At 71.5% G+C, this 19,346-nt stretch carries 20 protein-coding genes; 13 read left to right on the top strand and 7 right to left on the bottom strand.

All coding sequences use genetic code 11. The features are described from left to right. Positions 1-15: 15 nt before the first annotated feature. Positions 16-663, bottom strand: a complete 648-nt coding sequence (locus ACZ7PG_RS02855; protein WP_470237378.1) for a hypothetical protein — start codon at positions 661-663, stop codon at positions 16-18. Between the two features lie 116 nt (positions 664-779). Between ACZ7PG_RS02855 and ACZ7PG_RS02850 the strand changes: the two genes are divergently transcribed. From ACZ7PG_RS02850 to ACZ7PG_RS02840, 3 genes are read left to right on the top strand one after another with little or no spacing between them, the layout of a single operon-like run. Beyond that, entirely contained in the window at positions 780-1,409 is a 630-nt protein-coding gene (locus tag ACZ7PG_RS02850; protein ID WP_470237377.1) for a VOC family protein, read from the top strand. Next, a complete protein-coding gene (locus ACZ7PG_RS02845) occupies positions 1,406-1,654 on the top strand; it encodes a hypothetical protein (RefSeq protein ID WP_470237376.1) in 249 nt (82 codons plus the stop codon). Before ACZ7PG_RS02850 ends, ACZ7PG_RS02845 begins: the two co-directional genes overlap by 4 nt. Further along, positions 1,651-2,874: an alpha/beta hydrolase gene (locus ACZ7PG_RS02840; RefSeq protein ID WP_470237375.1), complete on the top strand. Its 1,224-nt coding sequence runs from the start codon at positions 1,651-1,653 to the stop codon at positions 2,872-2,874. The genes ACZ7PG_RS02845 and ACZ7PG_RS02840 overlap by 4 nt, the downstream gene beginning before the upstream one ends. Here the strand turns inward: ACZ7PG_RS02840 and ACZ7PG_RS02835 are convergent. Next, positions 2,860-3,279, bottom strand: coding sequence for a winged helix-turn-helix transcriptional regulator (locus ACZ7PG_RS02835; protein ID WP_470237374.1), 420 nt, complete (start codon positions 3,277-3,279; stop codon positions 2,860-2,862). The genes ACZ7PG_RS02840 and ACZ7PG_RS02835 overlap by 15 nt on opposite strands. An 83-nt stretch (positions 3,280-3,362) precedes the next feature. Between ACZ7PG_RS02835 and ACZ7PG_RS02830 the strand changes: the two genes are divergently transcribed. From ACZ7PG_RS02830 to ACZ7PG_RS02820, 3 genes are read left to right on the top strand one after another with little or no spacing between them, the layout of a single operon-like run. Beyond that, positions 3,363-4,574, top strand: coding sequence for an MFS transporter (locus tag ACZ7PG_RS02830; protein ID WP_470237373.1), 1,212 nt, complete (start codon positions 3,363-3,365; stop codon positions 4,572-4,574). Then, on the top strand, positions 4,571-5,155 hold the full coding sequence (locus tag ACZ7PG_RS02825; RefSeq protein ID WP_470237372.1) for a hypothetical protein: 585 nt from the start codon (positions 4,571-4,573) through the stop codon (positions 5,153-5,155). Before ACZ7PG_RS02830 ends, ACZ7PG_RS02825 begins: the two co-directional genes overlap by 4 nt. A gap of 5 nt (positions 5,156-5,160) precedes the next feature. After that, entirely contained in the window at positions 5,161-6,024 is an 864-nt protein-coding gene (locus ACZ7PG_RS02820) for a hypothetical protein (protein WP_470237371.1), read from the top strand. A gap of 11 nt (positions 6,025-6,035) precedes the next feature. On the opposite strand, the gene ACZ7PG_RS02815 is transcribed toward ACZ7PG_RS02820, so the two are convergent. Then, on the bottom strand, positions 6,036-6,635 hold the full coding sequence (locus ACZ7PG_RS02815) for an RNA polymerase sigma factor (protein WP_470237370.1): 600 nt from the start codon (positions 6,633-6,635) through the stop codon (positions 6,036-6,038). Between the two features lie 135 nt (positions 6,636-6,770). Here ACZ7PG_RS02815 and ACZ7PG_RS02810 point away from each other — a divergent pair, with 135 nt between their 5' ends. The 5 genes from ACZ7PG_RS02810 to ACZ7PG_RS02790 all read left to right on the top strand — a co-directional run bounded on the left by ACZ7PG_RS02810 (position 6,771) and on the right by ACZ7PG_RS02790 (position 13,469). Further along, a complete protein-coding gene (locus ACZ7PG_RS02810) occupies positions 6,771-9,593 on the top strand; it encodes an AfsR/SARP family transcriptional regulator (protein WP_470237369.1) in 2,823 nt (940 codons plus the stop codon). Then, positions 9,586-9,867: a hypothetical protein gene (locus ACZ7PG_RS02805; RefSeq protein ID WP_470237368.1), complete on the top strand. Its 282-nt coding sequence runs from the start codon at positions 9,586-9,588 to the stop codon at positions 9,865-9,867. Before ACZ7PG_RS02810 ends, ACZ7PG_RS02805 begins: the two co-directional genes overlap by 8 nt. Positions 9,868-9,874: 7 nt before the next feature. Further along, positions 9,875-11,692: a RiPP maturation radical SAM C-methyltransferase gene (locus ACZ7PG_RS02800; protein ID WP_470237367.1), complete on the top strand. Its 1,818-nt coding sequence runs from the start codon at positions 9,875-9,877 to the stop codon at positions 11,690-11,692. Between the two features lie 67 nt (positions 11,693-11,759). Further along, positions 11,760-12,158, top strand: coding sequence for a DUF6294 family protein (locus ACZ7PG_RS02795; RefSeq protein ID WP_470237366.1), 399 nt, complete (start codon positions 11,760-11,762; stop codon positions 12,156-12,158). Positions 12,159-12,257: 99 nt separating this feature from the next. After that, positions 12,258-13,469 (top strand): MFS transporter, encoded by a 1,212-nt coding sequence (locus tag ACZ7PG_RS02790; protein WP_470237365.1) that lies wholly within the window; start codon positions 12,258-12,260, stop codon positions 13,467-13,469. 27 nt (positions 13,470-13,496) lie between these two features. Here ACZ7PG_RS02790 and ACZ7PG_RS02785 read toward each other — a convergent pair whose 3' ends face one another. Beyond that, positions 13,497-14,171: an anti-sigma factor gene (locus ACZ7PG_RS02785; RefSeq protein ID WP_470237364.1), complete on the bottom strand. Its 675-nt coding sequence runs from the start codon at positions 14,169-14,171 to the stop codon at positions 13,497-13,499. Further along, the gene (gene sigK / locus ACZ7PG_RS02780) at positions 14,168-14,764 is read right to left on the bottom strand and encodes an ECF RNA polymerase sigma factor SigK (RefSeq protein ID WP_470237363.1); all 597 of its coding nucleotides are present in this window, start codon (positions 14,762-14,764) and stop codon (positions 14,168-14,170) included. Before sigK ends, ACZ7PG_RS02785 begins: the two co-directional genes overlap by 4 nt. A gap of 206 nt (positions 14,765-14,970) precedes the next feature. On the opposite strand from sigK, the gene ACZ7PG_RS02775 reads away from it, so the two are divergent. Both ACZ7PG_RS02775 and ACZ7PG_RS02770 read left to right on the top strand, forming a co-directional pair. After that, positions 14,971-16,557 (top strand): molybdopterin-dependent oxidoreductase, encoded by a 1,587-nt coding sequence (locus tag ACZ7PG_RS02775; RefSeq protein ID WP_470237362.1) that lies wholly within the window; start codon positions 14,971-14,973, stop codon positions 16,555-16,557. Positions 16,558-16,670: 113 nt separating this feature from the next. Further along, a complete protein-coding gene (locus tag ACZ7PG_RS02770) occupies positions 16,671-17,342 on the top strand; it encodes a fasciclin domain-containing protein (RefSeq protein WP_470237361.1) in 672 nt (223 codons plus the stop codon). Positions 17,343-17,555: 213 nt separating this feature from the next. Here the strand turns inward: ACZ7PG_RS02770 and ACZ7PG_RS02765 are convergent, their stop codons facing one another. Next, positions 17,556-18,020, bottom strand: a complete 465-nt coding sequence (locus tag ACZ7PG_RS02765) for an ATP-binding protein (protein WP_470237360.1) — start codon at positions 18,018-18,020, stop codon at positions 17,556-17,558. Positions 18,021-18,122: 102 nt separating this feature from the next. After that, the gene (locus tag ACZ7PG_RS02760) at positions 18,123-19,082 is read right to left on the bottom strand and encodes a ferritin-like domain-containing protein (protein WP_470237359.1); all 960 of its coding nucleotides are present in this window, start codon (positions 19,080-19,082) and stop codon (positions 18,123-18,125) included. Between the last annotated feature and the right edge of the window lie 264 nt (positions 19,083-19,346).

Below are 19,346 nucleotides of genomic sequence, written 5' to 3'. Positions count from 1 at the left end.
GAGCGCGGGTCCGGTTCAGCGCTGGGTGGGATCGCCGTCGGGCCGGCCGAGGGCGTTCCGGGTAATCGGGATCATGCTCTTGAGCCTGGTCTCCACCTGCTGACAGGGCCTGTCGAAAGCTTGCCGGTCGCGGCCGTAGAAGGTTGCCACTGACCGGTCGGCGGAGATCACGCCAGAGATGTAGAAGGCTTTCACGTCGCCGTTCACGACTACGCCGAGGTCCTGGTGGCGGCCGAACTCCCGGACCTCGAAACCGGCGGCTTCGACGTTCTTGCGGACCACTTCCACTGAGCGTGCTTCCCCTTGAACAAGGCCGACGTCGTTCTTGCGGCCCTCGTTCGCCGACCAAATCTGAAGCTGGGCGCATCGGCGAAGCCGCTCGACTTTGTCCGGTGTCAGCGACCAGCTCGACAGCGCTGCGGCTTCCAGCAGAGACCGGGCTACGGGGAAGGTCGACAGGCCCGGCCATCCGTCCGGATCGAGGCCGGTGTCGGTCATCGCCTCGGGTGGATACGCCAGCGCCGGCAGCCGCAGGTGGTGCAGAACGGATTTGGCCGCGTTGCCCGCCTCGATCTCGGCGACGCGCAGAAGGCGGTGGGGAAGTCCAGCGTGGACGGTACGCGTTCGGCGGTCGTCATCCTGGCAGCGAACACGAGTAGGCATCGTGACGCCTGCACATCCTCGACGTCTGAGTGGTATTCAGCACAGGCGTCAGAATATTGACTCGACCGTTGACTCGCGCGTACCGTGAACTTCACGAGACCACGCGGGAGGCAGTCATGACCGAGCTGGACCACCGGGTGCGGGGCGTCGACCACGTCGCGTTCCCCACCTTCGACCCCGCCGCCACGGTGCGCTTCTACCGGGACGTGCTCGGGTTCCCGGTCGTGCACTCGATCTGCGCGGCGGGCTGGGGCCCGGAGGACCACCCCGACTTCATCCACTTCTTCTTCGACATCGGCAACGACGACCGGATCGCGTTCTTCTACTACTTCGGCACCGAGCCGGCGGTCGGCGGCGCCCCCGGCGTCCAAGGCGACGTCTACGCGCGGTTCGGGGCCGACGTCCCGGAGTACTTCGTGCGGTCGCGGCACCTGGCGATCCACGTGAACGACGAGGCGGACCTGCTGGAGTACCGGCGCCGGCTCGACGCGAGCGCGTGGCCGGTCGAGATGCAGATCCAGCACGAGACCATCGAGTCGATCTACACCCACGACCCGAACGGCTACATGTTCGAGATCACCCGCGCGATGCGGCCGGTGACGCCCCAGGAGGACCTGGACGCGAACCTGACCATCGACGCGCTGCTCGACGTCGTCGGCGAGCCGGAGCCGACGTTCGGGAAGCTGCTGGCGCGCAAGGCTGAGCTGATCGTCGAGCGGGCGGCGGACTGGGAGCCCGCGCGATGACGACGTTGTACGTCCTCGACGTCCCGGAGAACACGGCGGTGGCCAAGATCGCCGACGAGGACCCCGCCGTCACGGTCGGCCGGATCGGGCCGTACTTCGAGATCAGCGCACCGGGTCCGATCGTCGTCGACCGGCGCGCGACCGGCTGCCGCCACGCGGTCTGGTACTCGTGCATCGCCGGGGTGGCCCGCGACAGCCGGATCACCCAGCACGACAAGAACGCGCTGCGCGTGGAGCCGGTGTGAGCGAGCGGCTCGGCGCCGGCCGGTACCTCGCGGCGGGGGAGCGGCCGGCGTCCACGCTGCACGAACTGACCACCGCCGACGGCGCGACCGTGCGCGGCATACTGTCCACTGTGGCCGGTGCGCGGACGGTCGTGACCCTGATGCACCCGCGTCAGGACCTGACGCACCACCCGCTCGTCCCCCTGCTGCTGCGGGCCGGCGTCGCGGTGTGGACCCAGCACACCCGCTCGGTGAACAACGACCTCAACCTGGTCCACGAGCAGGCACTGCACGACGTCGCCGCCGGCCAGGTCTTCTTGCTGCAGCGGGGTTTCGACTCGCGGGTGCTGCTGGGTCATTCGGGCGGCGGCACGCTCTTCGCGTACTACTGCGAGCAGGCCGCCTCTTCCGATCGCGTCGCGACGACTCCGGGCGGACGGCCGACCCGGCTGGCCGAAGCGGAGATGCCGGTGCCGGACGGCGTCGTCTTCCTGGCGCCGCACCCCGGTCAGGGGAAGCTGCTGCTCGCCTGCATCGACCCGTCGGTGGCCGACGAGACGGACCCGCTGTCCGTCGTCCCGGAGCTCGACCCGTTCTCCCCGGCCAACGGCTTCGCCGAGCCGCCCGGAAAATCTTCCTACAGCACGGAATTCCTCGATCGCTACCGCGCGGCGCAACGCGACCGGGTCGCCCGCATCGACGCGGTCGCCCGCTCGTACCTTGCCGGCACCGCGGCCGCGCGCACGGCGTTCAAGGCCGGCGGCCGGGCCGAAGACCGCCGCCGTGCGCTGGCACCGCGGGTCATCACGGTGTTCCGCACCGACGCCGACCCGCGCACGGTCGACCTCACGCTGGACCCCAGCGAGCGCCCGTACGGCTCGTTGTTCGGCAAACGCCCCGACCTGATCGACTACGGCCTGGTCGGCTTCGGCCGGCTCGCCACGCCCGAAGCGTGGCTGTCGACGTGGTCCGGCCTGAGCTCCCGCGCCGACTTCGTCCGCTGCGCACCGGGTGTCACGGTCCCGACGCTGTTCATCGAGCTGGCCGGCGACCAGGCGGCGTTCCCGGCGGACTCCCGGCGCATGATCAACGCCCTCGGCGCTTCGGACCTGACGACGGCGACGGTCCGCGGCCTCCACTTCGGCGGCGCCATCGCCGAGGGCGAGCCCACGGGCAACGAGCTGGCCGCCGCCGAGATCACCGAGTGGCTGGGTAAGCGCTTCGGCTCACTTCCGCACTGAGGTCGTCTCGCTGGTCAGGGGTGAGCCGTCCGGGCCCGTGGGAACCACCGGCGGGACGACGGCGCCGTGCTCGTCGACCAGGACCGAATGCGGCTCGCCGTCGTCGAAGGCGTGCCGCTCACCCCATTGCCGCAGGGTGACGATCACGGCGAAGAGATCCTTGCCGGCCGCGGTGAGCGCGTACTGGAGGCGTTTCCCGGACGGTGCCTCGACTTGCTCGACGAGGCCGTGGGCGACCAGTTTGCGTAGCCGGTCGGCGAGGATGTTGCGGGCGATGCCCGTGCGCTGCTGGAAGTCGGTGAACGAGCGGGCGCCGTCCATCGCGTCCCGGACGATCAGCAGGCTCCACCGATCGCCGATCAGGTCCACCGTCCGCGCGACCGGGCAGGTCGGGTCCGTCCACATTGCTGCTCCACTGAGTTGCGTAATGAAACCATTCTGACCTACTCTCCGAAGAGTTGCAAATCGCAACCAATCGGGGAGGTGTGGTGGGACGCGGGACGAGACTGCTGCTGGCGGTCGTGTGCGGGGTCGCGGTCGCCGGTGTCTACGCTGGCCAGCCGGTCCTCGGCCCGATGGGCGACGAGCTGGGGGTTCCCCGCGAGTCCGTCGGGTGGTTCGTGGCAGTGGGCCAGCTGGGTTACCTGGCCGGGCTGGTGCTGCTGGTGCCGCTGGGCGACCGGCTCGACCGCCGCCGGCTGATCGCCGCGCACCTGGGTCTGGTGGCGGCGGGCCTGGCGGTGACGGCGGCCGCGCCGACCGCCGGGATCGCGTTCGGCGGCCTCGCGGTCGCGGGGGTGTTCGCTGTGGTGGTGCAGACGACGGTCGCGTACACGGCGTCGCTCTCGCCGCCTCCCGAAAGGGGACGCGACCTCGGCATCGTGACGTCCGGCGTGGTGATCGGCATCCTCGGCGCCCGGGCCGGCACGGGCGCGCTGTCGGACCTGTGGGGCTGGCGCGGCAGCTACTTCGCCTTGGCCGCGCTGGCTTCGGTGCTGTGCGTGCTGTGTCTCGTCGCGCTGCCGGCCGACGTCCGGACCGGCACCGAGCCGTACGGGCAGATCCTCCGGTCGTTCGCCGGGATGTTCGCCCGGCCGCTGGTGCTCGGCCGCGGCCTGATCACGTTCTTCCTGTTCGCGTCCTTTGGCACGCTGTGGAGCGGCCTGGCGCTCCCGCTGGGCGGCGAGCCGTGGCACCTGAGCGAGACGCAGATCGGGCTGTTCGGCATCGCCGGCCTCGCGGGCGCCCTGGGGGCGGCGGGATCCGGCCGCTGGGGCGACGCCGGTCATCAGCGGCGGGCCACCGGCATCGCGCTGGCACTGCTGCTCGGGTCGTGGGCGCTGATCGGGCAGCTGGGCTGGTCGCTGGTGTTCTTGGCTGCCGGCGTGCTGGTGCTGGACTTCGCGGTCCAGGTCGTGCACGTGGGCAACCAGCACATCCTGACGACCGCGTCCGCCCGCCGCACCAGTACGACGATCGGCGCGTACATGGTGTTCTACTCGCTGGGCTCGGCGTTCGGAGCCACGGCGACCACGACGGTGTTCGCCGCGGCGGGCTGGGCGGGCTCGGCGATCCTAGGCGCGGCGCTGGCTTTCGGCGCCCTGGCCGTCTGGTTCACGACGCGAACCCGCGTTCTCGGACCGGACGGCGTATCACCGTGCTCTCCCGCGGCTCTGAACGCCGAGGAGGTACCGCGATGACCTTGTTCCGCACCAGCAGTCTCGTCCTTGTCGCCGTGCTCGCCGCCGGCTGCGCCGACCCGGCCGTTCCCGGCGACACCGGCTCCACCACCACGGAGTCGTCGATGCCGGCTCCGGGCACCGAGCCGACCGGCCCGCAGACCGCGAGATCCGCCGACGACGGTGTCGCGATCTCGATCGCGCAGCTGCCGATCGGTGGTGGCTCCGACGATTCGACCGCCGAAGAGCAGTGCGTCACCGTCAGCTGGCTGCAGGCCGGCGACCTGCCCGGCCAGGGCGTGAAGGTGACCGGAATCCGGCTCTCGCCCGCGGGTGCGTTCAGCGTGGGCGGCGGCTGCGGCGGGACGGACGCCTGCTCGTCGTTCACCTTCCACGCGAACGGCGACAGCTGTTCGGTCGCGGTGAAAGCGCGCGGGACCGGCGGCAGCGCCCGGCTGACCATCGGCGGCAAGGCGACCTGCGCGTCGGCGAGCGCGTGCCGGGACCTGCGGGACCGGGTGCGCCCGGGCTCCATCGGCCTGACCCAGCCGGACGAGCTCCCCGGGCCGTCGACGCCCGAAACCACCGCCACGACCGGGTGACACCGGTGGCGGAGGAGGGGCCCGGCCGGTTCGAGCGCTTCGTCGAGGCGGGCAAGGCCGTCATCCCGCCGCTGACCCTGCTCAGCGCGCTGTTGTTCTACTTCGGTTACGTCTCCGCGCGGGCGCAGTACGAGTACTTCGGCGTCGACGTCGACACGATCGGGCTGGGGACGCAGGACTACATCATGCGCAGCCCGCAGCCGTTGCTCACGCCGCTGCTGGTGTTCGCCGCGGTCGGTGCCGGCTCGGTCGCGGTGCACGCCGTCGTCCGGCGGCGGACCCGTGCCGCGGCCCGGCTGGGCCGCTGCGGCCAGGTGCTGGGCCTGGCCGCACTGGCCGCCGGGCTCCTGCTGCTGTCCGGGTACGCGTTCCTGCGTGACTGGCGGCTGTACGGGCTCGTGACCCCGCTGCTGATCGCCGTCGGCGGCACGCTGTTCCGGTATGGCTCTTTCGTCCGGCGGCAGGCCCTCCCGTTGGAGGACCCGACGCCGCCGCGCCGGATCTCGGCGGTCCTCGGCTACGTCGCGATCGCCGTCAGCGCGTTCTGGCTGACCGCGACCGTGGCGCAGTGGTCCGGCCGCGGGCTCGCGATGTACGAGGCGAGCCGCCTGGACAAGCTGCCCAGCGTCATCCTCGACACCAAGGAAAGCCTGTTCCTCCGGAGCCCCGGCATCCAGGAGACCCTGCTGCCGCCGGCCTCCGACGGACAGGCCTTCCACTACCGCTACCGGAACCTGCGCCTGCTGATCCACGGCAAGGACCGGATGTTCCTGGTGGCCGACCGGTGGTCGGCGAGCGGCGCGACGGTCGTCGTCCCGCTCGACGGCTCGGTGCGCGTGCAGTTCCAGTTCCAGAACCAGCACCCGTGAACTCCGGTGTATCAAGCGGCCCGCTGCCCGCTCCGGAGACCATGACCACCGGAGTGCGGCTCGTCGGCCAGCAGCGCCGCGATCGCCGGCGTGCGCCGCACCCGGTCCAGGCACCGCGCCCGCGACGGGCCGATCGAGCCGACCGGGATGCCGAGCGTCGCGCTGATCTCCTGGTAGGACTTGGGCGGGTCGCAGAACAGCAGCGCGAGCAGCTCCCGGTCCCGCTCGGGCAGCCGGGCGCACGCGCGGCGGGCGGCGGCCCGGCGTTCGGCACCGATCAGCCCGGCGTCGAACGCCGGCTCGGTCAGCTCGCCGAGCAGCGGGTCGTCGGTCGGGATCTGCCGGTTGCGGTGGCGCAGCAGCCGGAGGCATTCGTGCCGGGTCGTGGTGCGCAGCCAGCCGGGCAGCGCTTCGGGTTCCCGGAGCTTCGGCAGGTTCACCAGCAGCCGCAGCCACACCGCGCCACTGATGTCCTGGGTGTCGGCATTGCCGATCCGGTACTGCGCGCACACCGACGAGATCAGCGAAGAATATCGTTCGACGATATCCCGCCAAGCCCATTCGGCACCTCGAGCGGCATTTTCCAGCAATGTCACCGGCGAGTCGTGCATGGCCCCTCCTCGGACTGGGATGTTCCCGGGTTCACGATTTCGCCACGCCCTGCTCGCCGACCTTGCAGAGACCTTGCGGGGCGAGCAGCATCGACGGGGCCGGTCGGGGCGCGTCGAGCACGGGGAGTCCGCCGCATGGAGTTCCTGCTGTTCGGGGAGGTGCAGCTCCGCGTCGCGGGAGAGCCGCTGGACGTCGGGACGCCGCGGCGGCAGGCCGTCCTGGCGGCGCTCGTGATCGACGCCGGACGCCCGGTGCCGATCGAGACGCTCATCGACCGCGTCTGGGGTGACGACCCGCCGGGTGAAGCGCGCAATGTGGTGTATTCCCACCTGAGCCGAATTCGGCAGCTGCTCACCGAGGTCACCGAGCTGACCGGGACAAAGACCGAGGTCGCCCGGCGCCACGCGGGATACGTGCTGGAAATCGATCCCGGCGCGGTTGACCTGAACCGGTTCGCACATTTGGTCGAACGCGGAAATGACGTCTCCGAAACCGAGGAGAACCGGGCCGCCGCGGTGCGCGAAGCGCTGCTCCTCTGGCGGGGCGCGCCGCTGGCCGGCCTGCGGGGCGACTGGGCCGACGGGGTCCGCGCGACGTGGCACCGGCGACGGCTCGACGCGGCCGTGCGCTGGGGCGAGCTCGAGCTCCGGCTGCACCGGCCCGACGCCGTGATCGCCGCGATGGCCGACCTCGCCGCGGAGTACCCGCTCACGGAGCCTCTCGAAGTCCTGCTCATGCGCGCCTTGCACGAGGCCGGGCGCGACGCCGAAGCCGTCGACCGCTACGCCGTCGTGCGGCAGCGGCTCGCCGAGGCGCTCGGCACCGACCCGGGCCCCGAGCTGCGCGCGCTGCACGAAGCGATCCTGCGGGGCGAGCTGCCGGCGGCGGCTCCAGCGGCTCCCGTGGCGCCGGTCGTGTCGCCGTCTTCGCCGGCCCAGCTGCCGCCGGACACCCCGGGGTTCGCGGGCCGCGAGAACGCGTTGCGCCGGCTCGGCGAGGTGACCGGCGGACCGGCGCCGGCCGCGCGGACCGTCGTCCTCTCGGGGACCGCCGGGGTCGGCAAGACCACGCTGGCCGTCCACTGGGCACACTCGGTCGCCGGTGACTTCCCCGGCGGCCAGCTGTACGTCAACCTGCGCGGCTTCGACCCCGCCGGGTCGCCGATGACGCCGGCCGCGGCGGTGCGCGGGTTCCTCGAAGCGCTCGAAGTGCCGGCGGAGCGGATCCCGTCCACGTTGGACGCGCAGGTCGGCCTGTACCGGACGCTGCTGGCGAACCGGCGGGTCCTGATCGTGCTGGACAACGCCCGCGACGCCGGGCAGGTGCGGCCGCTGCTGCCCGGCGCGCGGGCCTGCGTGGTCGTGGTGACCAGCCGCGACCAGCTCGCCGGCCTGGTCACGGAGGGAGCGCACCCGTTCGTCGTCGACCTCCTCGACGACGCCGAGGCGCACGCCGTGCTGCGCCGCCGGATCGGCGCCGAGCGGCTGGCGGCCGACGCGGGCGCGGCCGAGGAGATCATCGGCCTGTGCGCGCACCTCCCGCTGGCGCTGGCCGTGGTGGCGGCGCGCGCGGCGACGTACCCCGCGTTCAGCCTGGCCGCGCTGGCCGGCCAGCTGCGCGACGCGCGCGGCGGCCTCGACGAGTTCGCCGGCGCCGACCCGGCGACCGACCCCCGCGCGGTGTTCTCCTGGTCGTACCGGTGGCTGGACCCCGCGGCCGCCCGGCTGTTCCGGTTCCTGGGTCTCCACCGCGGCCCGGACATCGGCACCCGCGCGGCGGCGAGCCTGGCTGGCCTGCCCGCCGCCCGGGTGCGGCCGCTGCTGGCCGAGCTCGCGAACGCGCACCTGGTCGCGGAGCACGCACCCGGCCGCTACACGATGCACGACCTGCTGCGCGCGTACGCCGACGAGCTGGTCCAGGAGTCCGACACTTCCCTCGAGCGGACGTCGGCGGTCCACCGGCTGCTCGGCCACTACGCCCACACGGCTTACCACGCGGACGGGTTCCTCGACCCCCGCCTGGAGGTCCCGCCCGCGTTGACTCCGTTGCCGGAGGGGGCGGAGGCCGAGCGGATCGTCGACCACCGGCGGGCGCTGGCGTGGTTCGAGACGGAGCACCGGGTGCTGCTGCAGGCGGTCGACGTCGATGCCGCGTTCGACGCGCGGGTGTGGGAGCTGGCCTGGGCACTGCGCAGATTCCTCGCAATGCGCGGCCATTGGCACGACGAAAGTGATGTCCTGACCGCGGCCCTGGCCGCGGCACGACGGCTGGGTGACGAACGGAAGCAGGCGTTCGCGCACCTGCACCTGGGCTGCAACCACGTGTGGTTCGGCCGGTACGCCGACGCCCGAGCGGATCTCGAAGCGGCCTTGGGACTGTCCACGGCGGTCGGTGATGTCGTCGGCCAGGCGTATGCGCACCGCCAGTTCGCCTGGATGCTGGATCGGCAGGGCGCCGTCGCCGATGCGCTGGCCCACGCCGAGCAGGCCCTGGACATGTTCCGCACGGCGGAGCACCGCGCCGGCGAGGGCGCATCGCTCAACGCGGTCGGCTGGTTCCGCGCGCTGCTGGGCGAGCACTCGGTGGCCATCGGCTACTGCCGGCAGGCGATCGACCTGCAGCAACAGCTCGGCGACCACATGGGCGCGGCGCAGAGCTGGCACAGCCTCGGCTATGCCCACCACCAGCTCGGCGACCACGGCCAGGCGATCACCTGTTACGAAACCGCCGTGGATCTGCTGCACCGCAACGGATACCCCGTCACCGAGGCGAGAGTGCTCATCGAGCTCGCGAACCTGCATCGCGACCTCGGCGACCTCGACACGGCACGGTCCGGTTGGCAGCAGGCCCACGACATCCTGGCGGGGCTCGCCCATCCCGAAGCCAGCGAAGTCCGGGCCAGGTTGACCCAAGCCCACAGTGAAGAGCCGAACACCCAGGAGGAGTCCCATGTCTGAGATGGAGCCGAACGAACTCGAAGGTTTCCACACCGAGGTCGCCCGATTGCAAGGGTTGCCTGGAAAGCAGGGCGAACTGCTGCACCAGATCTTCAAACTCGCCTGGATGGCGACCAGCCCCGAAGAGGAACTCGAGAGCGGGTTCCAGGGCTGTTTCAGTCCGGACCAGGCCGACTTGCTACTCGCGTACAACCCTGCCGCCGCCGAGTCGGTGACCGACAGCGCGGCGTCCGTCGTGATCCCCCGGATGATCAAACAGAGTCTGATCAAGTGAGCCGACAGTGACCGCGCCGCCGGTGGTGCTCGTTTCCATGCCGTTCCTCGAAGCCGATCGGCCGTCCATTCAGCTCGGCCTGCTCAAGGCGATCGCGGGGCAGCACGGCTTCTCCGTGCGCACCCTGCACGCCAACCTCGACTTCGCCGTGCGGATCGGGCTCGACCACTACCGGCGGCTCGCCGATCACCGGGGCCGGCAGATCGGGGACTGGCTGTTCTCCGTCGAGGCGTTCGGCGACGCCGCGCCGGACCCGGACGGGAAGCTGCTCGACGAGCTCGGCGCCGAACTGTCCTACCTGGACGGTCCGGAGCGGCTGCTCGCGATCCGCGAGCAGGACGTTCCCGCGTACCTCGACGCCGTCGCCGACGAACTCGCCGGTGTTCCGGTGGTCTGCTTCAGCTCGACGTTCCAGCAGAACGCGGCGTCGTTCGCGCTCGCCCGGCGGCTCAAGGAGCGCGATCCGGACGTCGTCACCGTGTTCGGCGGGGCCAACTTCGAAGGGGAGATGGGCCGGGAACTGGTGCGGTCCGTGGGCTGCATCGACTTCGCCGTGCTCGGCGAGGGCGATGTCGCCTTCCCCCGGCTGCTCGACGCACTGGCGAACGGCGGCGATCCGGGTGCGATCCCCGGGGTCGCCCGGCGGGTCGGTGACGACGTCGTCGCCACCCCCGCCGAGCCGCCGCACGAGCGGCTCGACGAGCTGCCCGTGCCGGACTACGGCGAGTACTTCGAGCGGGCGGCTCGGCTCGGCCTGCCGACCGAGCACATCGCGCTCCCGTTCGAGTCGGCGCGCGGGTGCTGGTGGGGCGCCAAGCACCACTGCACCTTCTGCGGCCTCAACGGCACGACCATGCGCTTCCGGGCCAAGTCGGCGTCCCGGGTGCTCGACGAGCTGGACGAGCAGGCGCGCCGCTACCGCACCTTCCGGTTCGACGCCGTCGACAACATCCTCGAACCGGGCTACCTCAAAGAGCTGCTGCCTGCGCTCAGCGAGGCGGGCCGCGAGTACCAGATCTTCTACGAGGTCAAGGCGAACCTCACGCGCGCGCAGCTGAAGCTCCTCGCCGCGGCCGGCGTCACGCAGCTGCAGCCCGGCCTGGAATCGCTGAGCTCCGCGGTGCTCCGGCTGATGGACAAGGGCGTCCGCGCCGCGCAGAACGTCAACTTCCTGCGCTGGGCCCGCTACTACGGCATCGGGGTCGCCTGGAACATCCTGTGCGGGTTCCCGGGCGAGCCGGCCGAGGAGTACGCGGCACAGACGGCGGCCGTCCCGCACCTCGTCCACCTCCAGCCGCCGTCCGGGGCGAACCGGCTGTGGCTGGAGCGGTTCAGCCCGCTGTTCACCCAGCCGGACCGGTTCCCGCTGCGGGCGCGGGAGCCCGAGTCCAGCTACCGCCACGTCTATCCGTCCACTGTGGACGTCGTCCGGGTCGCCTACTTCTTCGACTACGCCCCGGAAGACGAGCTGCCACCCGAGGTCTACGCACCCCTGAAGGACGCGGTGTCGGCGTGGACCGCCGCCTGGGAAGCGAAGCAGCCGCCGGTGCTGGTGTACCGCTGCGCCCCTGGTTTCCTGCAGATCTACGACGGCCGGCACCCCGAGACCCACGGCACGTTCACCTTCCGCGACACGCTCGCCGACGTCTACCTGGCCTGTGTGGACCGGCCGCGGACCGCTCAAGCCGTGCAGCGCGAACTCGGCCTCACGATGCCGGTTTCGGCCGTGGAAAAGGCTTTCCGGAGTTTCGGCGAGCGCGGGCTGATGTTCCTCGACGGCACCCTCGCCCTGTCCCTCGCGTTGCCCGCGACACCCGGCCGCTGAGGCGTATCAGGGCCGTCGCCGGAGTCTCTGTCCTTCGCCAAGGCCGAGTTCGACGAGAGGCTGTGACATGGATCCGTCGGTCATCGTGGCGACGGCGAACGCCGCGGCGGAGCGGCTCGCCGGCTGGACGCCGTGGGCCTTCACCTGGGGCCCGCTCCGGCGGGGGTGCCGCACGGTCTTCGAGGGCGCCCGGTGGACGCTCTTCCCCGACGGGACCGCCGCCTTCGACGGCACCGTGGCCGGCGAACCCGGCCCCGCCTGGGTGATCTGGCACGTCGACCTGCTCGACGCGCGCGGCACCATCCTGGGCTCGCTGGCCACCGAGCACCCGGTCGAGGGCGACTGGCGCAAGTTCGTCGGGACCACGCCGAGCGGCGCGGACCACCGCCGGTTCCGCGCCTGGGCGAACTTCGACGCCGGCCTGTGGGACGACATCGCCTCCTTGCGGATGCACTGGAGCTGTTAGTCCGGAATGCCCTGGTAAGAGACGTGTCCGAGCGACGAAGATCACTCCGCGGCGGTCCCGTGCCGAGCGGTTCGCCGCCGTCGCGCATGATGGTCGGACATGGTCGAAGAGTTCCGCTTGCGCTCGGTCGCCGCGGCGGCGTACGGGCCGGCCGCCCTGTTCGGGGTGTCCGAGGGAGCCGTGCTGCCGGTCATCGCGCTGAGCGCGATCGACCGCGGGGCGACCACGTCGACGGCCGCGCTGATCGCCGCGTTGCTCGGGGTCGGCTCGCTGGCCGCGAACATCCCGGCCGGCATGCTCGCGACCCGGGTCGGTGAACGCAGGTCGATGCTGGTGGCGGCGGCCGTCATGGTCGTGGGCCTGCTGGTCTGCCTGGTCGACGCGGGGCACGGACCGTGGTCGCTGCTGCTCTACGGCAGCGGGGTCACGCTGATCGGAGCGGCCGCCGCGGTCTACAGCCTGGCCCGCCAGACGTACCTGACCGAGATCGTCCCGGCGCACATGCGGGCCCGGGCGCTGTCGACGCTGGGCGGGAGCATGCGGATCGGCGTGTTCCTCGGGCCGTTCGCCGGCGCCGCGGTGATGCAGTTCGCCGGACTGCCCGGCGCGTACTACGTGAGCCTGGCCGCGATCTTCGCGGCGGGTGCCCTGGTGCTGCGGGTGCCCGACCTGGAGGTCACGGCCGACGACCGGGCGGCCGCGTCCGCGGTCACGACCCGGGGCATGCTCAAGCAGCAGTGGCGGGTGTACGCGACGCTCGGCGTCGGAATCCTCCTGTTGTCGGCGATCCGCCAGACCCGCCAGACGGTGGTGCCGCTGTGGGCGGCGCACATCGGCCTGTCGCCGACGACCAGTTCGATCATCTACGGCATCGCCGGAGCCGTCGACGCGCTGACGTTCTACCCGGCCGGCAAGGTGATGGATCGCTACGGCCGGCGCTGGGTCGCGGTGCCGGCGACGCTCGTGCTGGGCGTGTCGTTCCTGGTGATGCCCCTCGCGAGCGGCGCGGCGCTGCTGACGGTGGTGGCGATGCTGATGGGCTTCGGCAACGGAATCGGCTCGGGCATCGTGATGACCCTCGGCGCCGACGTCTCCCCGAAGGTCGGCCGGCCGACGCACATCGGAATCTGGAACGAGCTGGCGGACATCGGCACGGGGGTGGGTCCGCTGATCCTGTCGGCGGTGACGGCACTGGCGGGCCTCGGCGCGGGAATCGTGGCGAGCGGCCTGGTCGGTTTCGCGGCGGCGGGGGCGCTGTGGAGATGGATCCCGAGACCCCACCGAGCCGACGCCGACTGCTCGGCTCGCTGATCCCGCCGATGCGGTGTGCGCCCGGGATCAGGTGATCGGCACCCGGACGACCGCCGGCGTCGTCGGCTGCGGCGACCCCGTCGCGGGCTCTGTCGTGATGCCGACGCGGTCGACGTCTGCCGGCAAGGCCGCGATGACCGTGCCGGATCCGGTGTGCAGCAGTCCGGCGGACTGCGCGCCGCGGCGCCCGATGAGCCAGACCTGATACGCGTGACCCGCGTCGAGCCCGGGCAGCGACTGCGCCGTGACGACAGCTTCGCCGTGTTGCCGCGAGAAGCTCACGGTCGCCGCGCCGCCCGCGGTGGCGCTCGCGCGGATCGTGATCGCGTCCGGGGCGGGCTCGGCGACCTGAGCCGTCGGGGACGACGACTGGAGCGCACCGATGCCGATCCCGCCGAGGAGGACCGCGGCCGCGGCGGCGACCGCGGCCAGCGCGACCGTCGCGCGCTTGCGCCTGGCGGGGACCGACGGCGGGACTTGCCGCGTCGTGGCGACCGCGGTCAGGACCCGGCTGCGCAGCCGGGACGTGGGGGACGCCGTCACCGCCAGTCCGAGCTTCGCGGCCGTCGCGCGGAACTCGGCCACCTCGCCCGCGCAGACCGGGCACTCGGCCAGGTGCCGGGTGAACGCGGCCCGCTCGACGTCGGTGACCGCGTCGAGGGCGTACGCGCCGGTCAGGGTGTGGACGTCGGCCGTGGTCATCGGGTCGCTCCCAACGCGTCCCGCAGGCGGATCATGCCGTCGCGCACGCGGGTCTTGACGGTGCCGAGCGCGACGCCGAGCTTTTCGGCGACCTCGCGGCACGTGAGTCCGTGGTAATAGGCGAGCAGCAGGGATTCCCGCTGCAGCTCGGTCAGCGCGGACAGGGCGTCGCGGACCTGCTGGTGTTCCTCTGTGGACAGTGCGGTCTCGACGACGTCGTCGTAGGGCTGGCGCACGTCGAGCAGTTCGACACGGTCCTCGCGGTCGCGCGCCGACTGCTCGGAGCGGACCCGGTCCACGGCCCGGCGGTGCGCGATGGTCAGCGCCCACGTTGTGACCTTCGCGCGAGCCGGGTCGAACCGCGCGGCCTTGTGCCAGATCTCGAGCAGCACCTCCTGCGTCACCTCCTCCGCGTACGGCCGGGAGCGCAGCACCTGCAGCACGGTCCCGAAGACCGGACCGGCGAGCCGGTCGTAGAGAACGGAGAACGCGTGCTCGTCACCGAGTGCCACGCGTCCGAGGAGTTCCTCGGACGTCGCCGGCGCGTCGGGTAGTGGGCGGAGAGCGGTCAACGTGGCGCGCGCGGCGGCCATGGCGAATCCTTCCCGGCCGGAGCCGAGCCGCGCCCACGGCGAACGGAGTGCGCCGTGGACGACCTGTCGCCGTTGATTCGTCGGTCGAGGCCCCGCGTATTGGTCCGGATATCCGGACCGGCCCGGCCGTCACCTGTTCGGGCGTGTTCCAGGTGTCGTCGCGGTCACAGACCCATACCGCGCCGCCTCAGGCCCGAACAACGGGTATGGCCGCTACCGAAGTGACTCACCCGCCGGACACCCCCGCTCCGCCGACGCCGACGCGGCTGCGCTTCTTCGCGGCGGCGTTCACCGGAGTCCTCGCGCTCGCCGCCGCGTTGGCGGCCGGGCACCTGGTGGCGGGCTTCATCAGCATCAACGCCTCGCCGTACCTCGCCGTGGGCAACGGCGCCATCGACCTCACCCCGGTCGAGCTGAAGGACTTCGCCGTCCGCACCTTCGGCACCTACGACAAGCTGGTGCTCCTGGGCAGCATGGCGCTGGTGATGCTGGGCGTCGCCGCGCTCGCGGGAGTCCTGTCGCGACGGTCGCCCGTCCCGGGCACCGTGCTCATCGCGCTGTTCGGCCTGGTCGGTGCCTTCGCCGTGTTCGAGCGTCCCGACCTGACCGCGGTGGCGCTGCTCGCGCCGATCGCGAGCCTGGTCGTGGGAATCGCGGTTTTTCTTCTCTTGCACCGGATCGCGCCTCGCGTGTGGCGGGAGTCCGGCTCCGACGAGAAGACCGGCACGTCACGGCGGGCGTTCCTGCTCGGCGGCGCGGGGGTCGTCGTCGGGGCCGGGGCGGCCGGGCTCGGTGGTCAGCTGATCAGCTCATCGAGGGATGCGACGGCGTCGCGGGAGGCGGTCGGCAAGCTGGTCCCGGCACGCACGGCGCCGGCCATCCCGGCCGACGCGGACTTCGCGAAGCTGGGCACGCCGCCGTTCTTGACCCCCAACGACAAGTTCTACCGCGTCGACACCGCGTTGTCGGTGCCGCAGGTGCGCACCGAGGACTGGAGCCTGCGCCTGCACGGCATGGTCGACCGCGAAGTCCGCTTCAGCTACAACGACATCCGCAACCGGCCCCTGGTCGAACGCACCGTCACGATGACCTGCGTGTCCAACGAGGTCGGCGGCGACTACGTGTCGACGTCGAACTTCATCGGCGTCGACCTGGCCGACCTGCTCGCCGAAGCCGGGGTGAAACCCGGCGCCGAGCAGCTGTTCTGCACCAGTGTCGACGGCTGGACGTCGGGCACGCCGGTCGCCGCGGGGCAGGACCGCGCCCGCGGCGCGATGCTCGCGATCGGGATGAACGGCGAGCCGCTGCCGCTGGAGCACGGGTTCCCGGCCCGGCTGGTCACGCCCGGCCTCTACGGCTACGTGTCGGCGACGAAGTGGGTCGTCGACATCGAGGTCACGACGTGGGACGCGCGCCAGGCGTACTGGCTCAAGCGCAGCTGGGCCCGCGAGGCGCCGATCAAGACGGAGTCGCGGATCGACTCCCACCGCGGCTTCGCGAACGTCCAAAAGGGAAAGGTGCGCGTCGCCGGGGTCGCGTGGGCGCAGCACACCGGGATCGAGAAGGTCGAAGTGCGCATGGACCAGGGTCCGTGGCAGGAGACGACGCTGTCGAAGGAGGTCAACCTGAACACCTGGCGGATGTGGTGGACCGAAATCGACATCCCCTCGGGTGTCCACCAGGTGTTCTGCCGCGCCACCGACAAGACCGGCTACACCCAGACCGACATGCGCGCGGGCACCGTGCCCGACGGCGCGACCGGCTGGCACAACGTCACGTTCACGGCCGCCTGAAATTTCTTTTCCGATCCACCAATCCGGTCGACTCGGAGCCACGAATACCCAGTAACAGAGGCGGATACCGAAACCGGTCGCCTCAGCCGCGTAATCAATTGGAGTGAATTCTCGTGCGTAACCTTCGTATTGCCGGCATCGGCCTGACCGCGGCCGCCGCGCTCACCCTCACCGCGTGCAGCGGCAGCGACACCGCTTCCTCGGGCAGCTCCAGCGCCCCGGCGCCGTCGTCGTCGATGGCCGCGCCGTCGTCTTCCGCCGACTCCGCCGCGTCCAACGGCGTGACCACCAACGCCGACGTCTTCGGTCCGGCCTGTTCGCAGCTGCCGCAGGGCTCCGCGCCCGGTTCGCTCGACTCGATGGGCCCGCAGCCGGTCGCGTCGGCGGCGTCGACGAACCCGCTGCTGACCAAGCTGGTCGCGGCGGTCAAGGCCACCAACCTGGTCGACACGCTCAACAGCGCCCCGGCGATCACCGTGTTCGCGCCGGCCGACCCGGCGTTCGCCGCGCTGGGTGACGCGAAGTTCGCAGAGCTGGCGGGCAAGCCGGCCGAGCTGTCGCCGATCCTGCAGTACCACGTCGTCGGCAAGCGTTACGACGCCAAGGGTCTCGAGTCGGCCGGCATGCTCGACTCGCTGAACGCCGCCGGTGGCCAGCTGAAGATCGAGGGCTCGGGCGAGAACATGACCGTCAACGGCGCGAAGATCCTGTGCGGCAACATCCCCACGAAGAACGCCACGGTCTTCGTGATCGACAAGGTGCTGACCCCCGGCACCAACAAGTAACACCGGCTCCCGGGCTGTCAGCCTTCCCTTGCGGGTGGCCCGGTGAACGAACGGCCGTCGCAGTTCCTCGATCCCGGGGAGCTGCGACGGCCGTGTTTCCGCTTCCCGGACGGGTCTCGGGAGGCGGTCCGGTCTGACGGCGGGGTGCAGGGGATCCGCCGTCGGGGGACGCCGAACAGCGGCGGCGTCCCGCCGGTCGCCGTCACCGCCGGATCACTCCAGGGTCGTGGCGGCGGCCGGCCCTTCGAGAGGCGCGGGGAAGAGCCTGATCGGCACGAGTGCCCAGACCACCTTGCCGTCGCCGTCGGCGCGTACGCCCCAGTCGAGGGAAAGCTGGCTCACCAGCCGCAGGCCGAACCGGCCCGATCCCGGGCCGAGAGCCCGCACCGAGGTGACGTCCCGATCGCGGTCGCTCACTTCGACCAGCAGGTTCCCGGAGGCGCGGGTGACGTGCAGTTCGCGCGCCGCGGTGGTGTGCCGGTAGGCGTTGCCGACCAGCTCGTCGATCACGAGCAGGACCCCGCCGAACCGGTCGCCGGGGCATGCACCGAACATCAGCGCGTCGGCGACGAGGTTCCGCACCTGACGCAGGTCCGGAAGCTCACCCAGCCCGACGGTGGTTTCGGCCGCCCCGGCGACCCGGCGGGTGAGCCGCGCCAGCTCGTTGTCGAAATCCATCGCTGAAACCGACCTTCCCTCGACACCGGCCCGGTTCATGGTTCGGGCCGGCCCGGCGATCGGATTGGTCGATCGCCGAGCCGGCCGGGTTCGAGCGCCGGGTCAGTTGGCGGCGCTGGTGTTCACTTCGCCGTTGACGCCCTTCGGGAAGAACCCGCCGGACTTGGCGGCCTTGTTCGTCAGGTACACGATGTTGAGGACCTGACCGGGGGAGCGGCTGTAGGCGATGCCGTTGGCGTCGGTGGGGACGATGTTGGCGTTGCCGTGGCTGTCGATGACGCCCTGGTCGTCGTCGCTCGAGCCGTCGAGGCTGTCGCGGGCGTTCGAGAGCTTGACGGTCGCCTTGCCGTCGCCACGCTGGTAGAGCGCGCTGCGGATGTTGGCCGCGTGGTACGCCTCCACCGCGAGGATGCCCGCCGCGGCTTCGAGGTAGGTCTTGTTGGTGATCAGCGGGGCGGCGCCCTTGTAGGCGGTGACGCCGACGTCTTCGAAGAGGAACGCGGCGAGCAGGAAGTTCTCCTCGCAGGAGAACGCGTCGAAGGTCTGGCCGGGTTTGACCAGGCCGGCGGCCTGGGCGGCGGCGGTGAAGCTGGACTGCAGGTCGATCGCGGGGCGGCTGACCGCGGCCGAGCCGAGGGCGGTGCGCAGGAACTGGACGTGGGCCTTCTCGTCCCCGGCGATCTCCTGCGCGTACTGGCGGGCGGCCTTGGTCTGGAACCGGACGGCGCGGCCGCCGGTGACGCCGCCGCGGGTGCCGGTGCCGGTGGTCATCGCGTCGGCCAAGCCCTTGCCGGTCGTGGCGTGCAGGTAGAACTCGGCTTCGAGGTACTCGAGGTTGAGGGCGAAGTTCAGGACGGCGCCGTCGCTCACCCCGCTCGGGGCGGCTGCCGCGGCGGCGGGCCGGGCGCCGGCGGACGCGGTCCCGGCGGTGAGGCCGCCGAGGGCGCCCGCTCCGACGACCCCGAGGCCGGTCATGCCGGCCGCCTTGAGGAAGCGGCGGCGGTCCTGGTCGTTTTCGGCACTGCGGTTGATCATCGACGCGGCATAGCGCTTGCCAAACACGGGTGATCTCCTAACCCGCCCGCACGGACGGCGGACGTTGCCCGCCGCCGGACCCCGGCGGCGGGACGGATCCTTCGTGGACAGTGCGCGTTCGGCGCCGGGCGCGCGGCGGATGGGTCGATTTCCCGAGTGGGTGAAGTGTCCGGACGGGACACCCGAAAACGGACGCAGTTACCCGCTACTCAGAGGTAGTAAACACGTTGGGGCGAAAGAAAAAATAGTGATTTAGACCCAATCCGGTGATCGGTGTCGCGCCGAAACACG

Source organism: Amycolatopsis sp. NPDC114504, from assembly GCF_055633595.1.
Note: the sequence above shows the minus strand (reverse complement) of the source record. Positions and strands in the feature narration are given on the sequence as shown.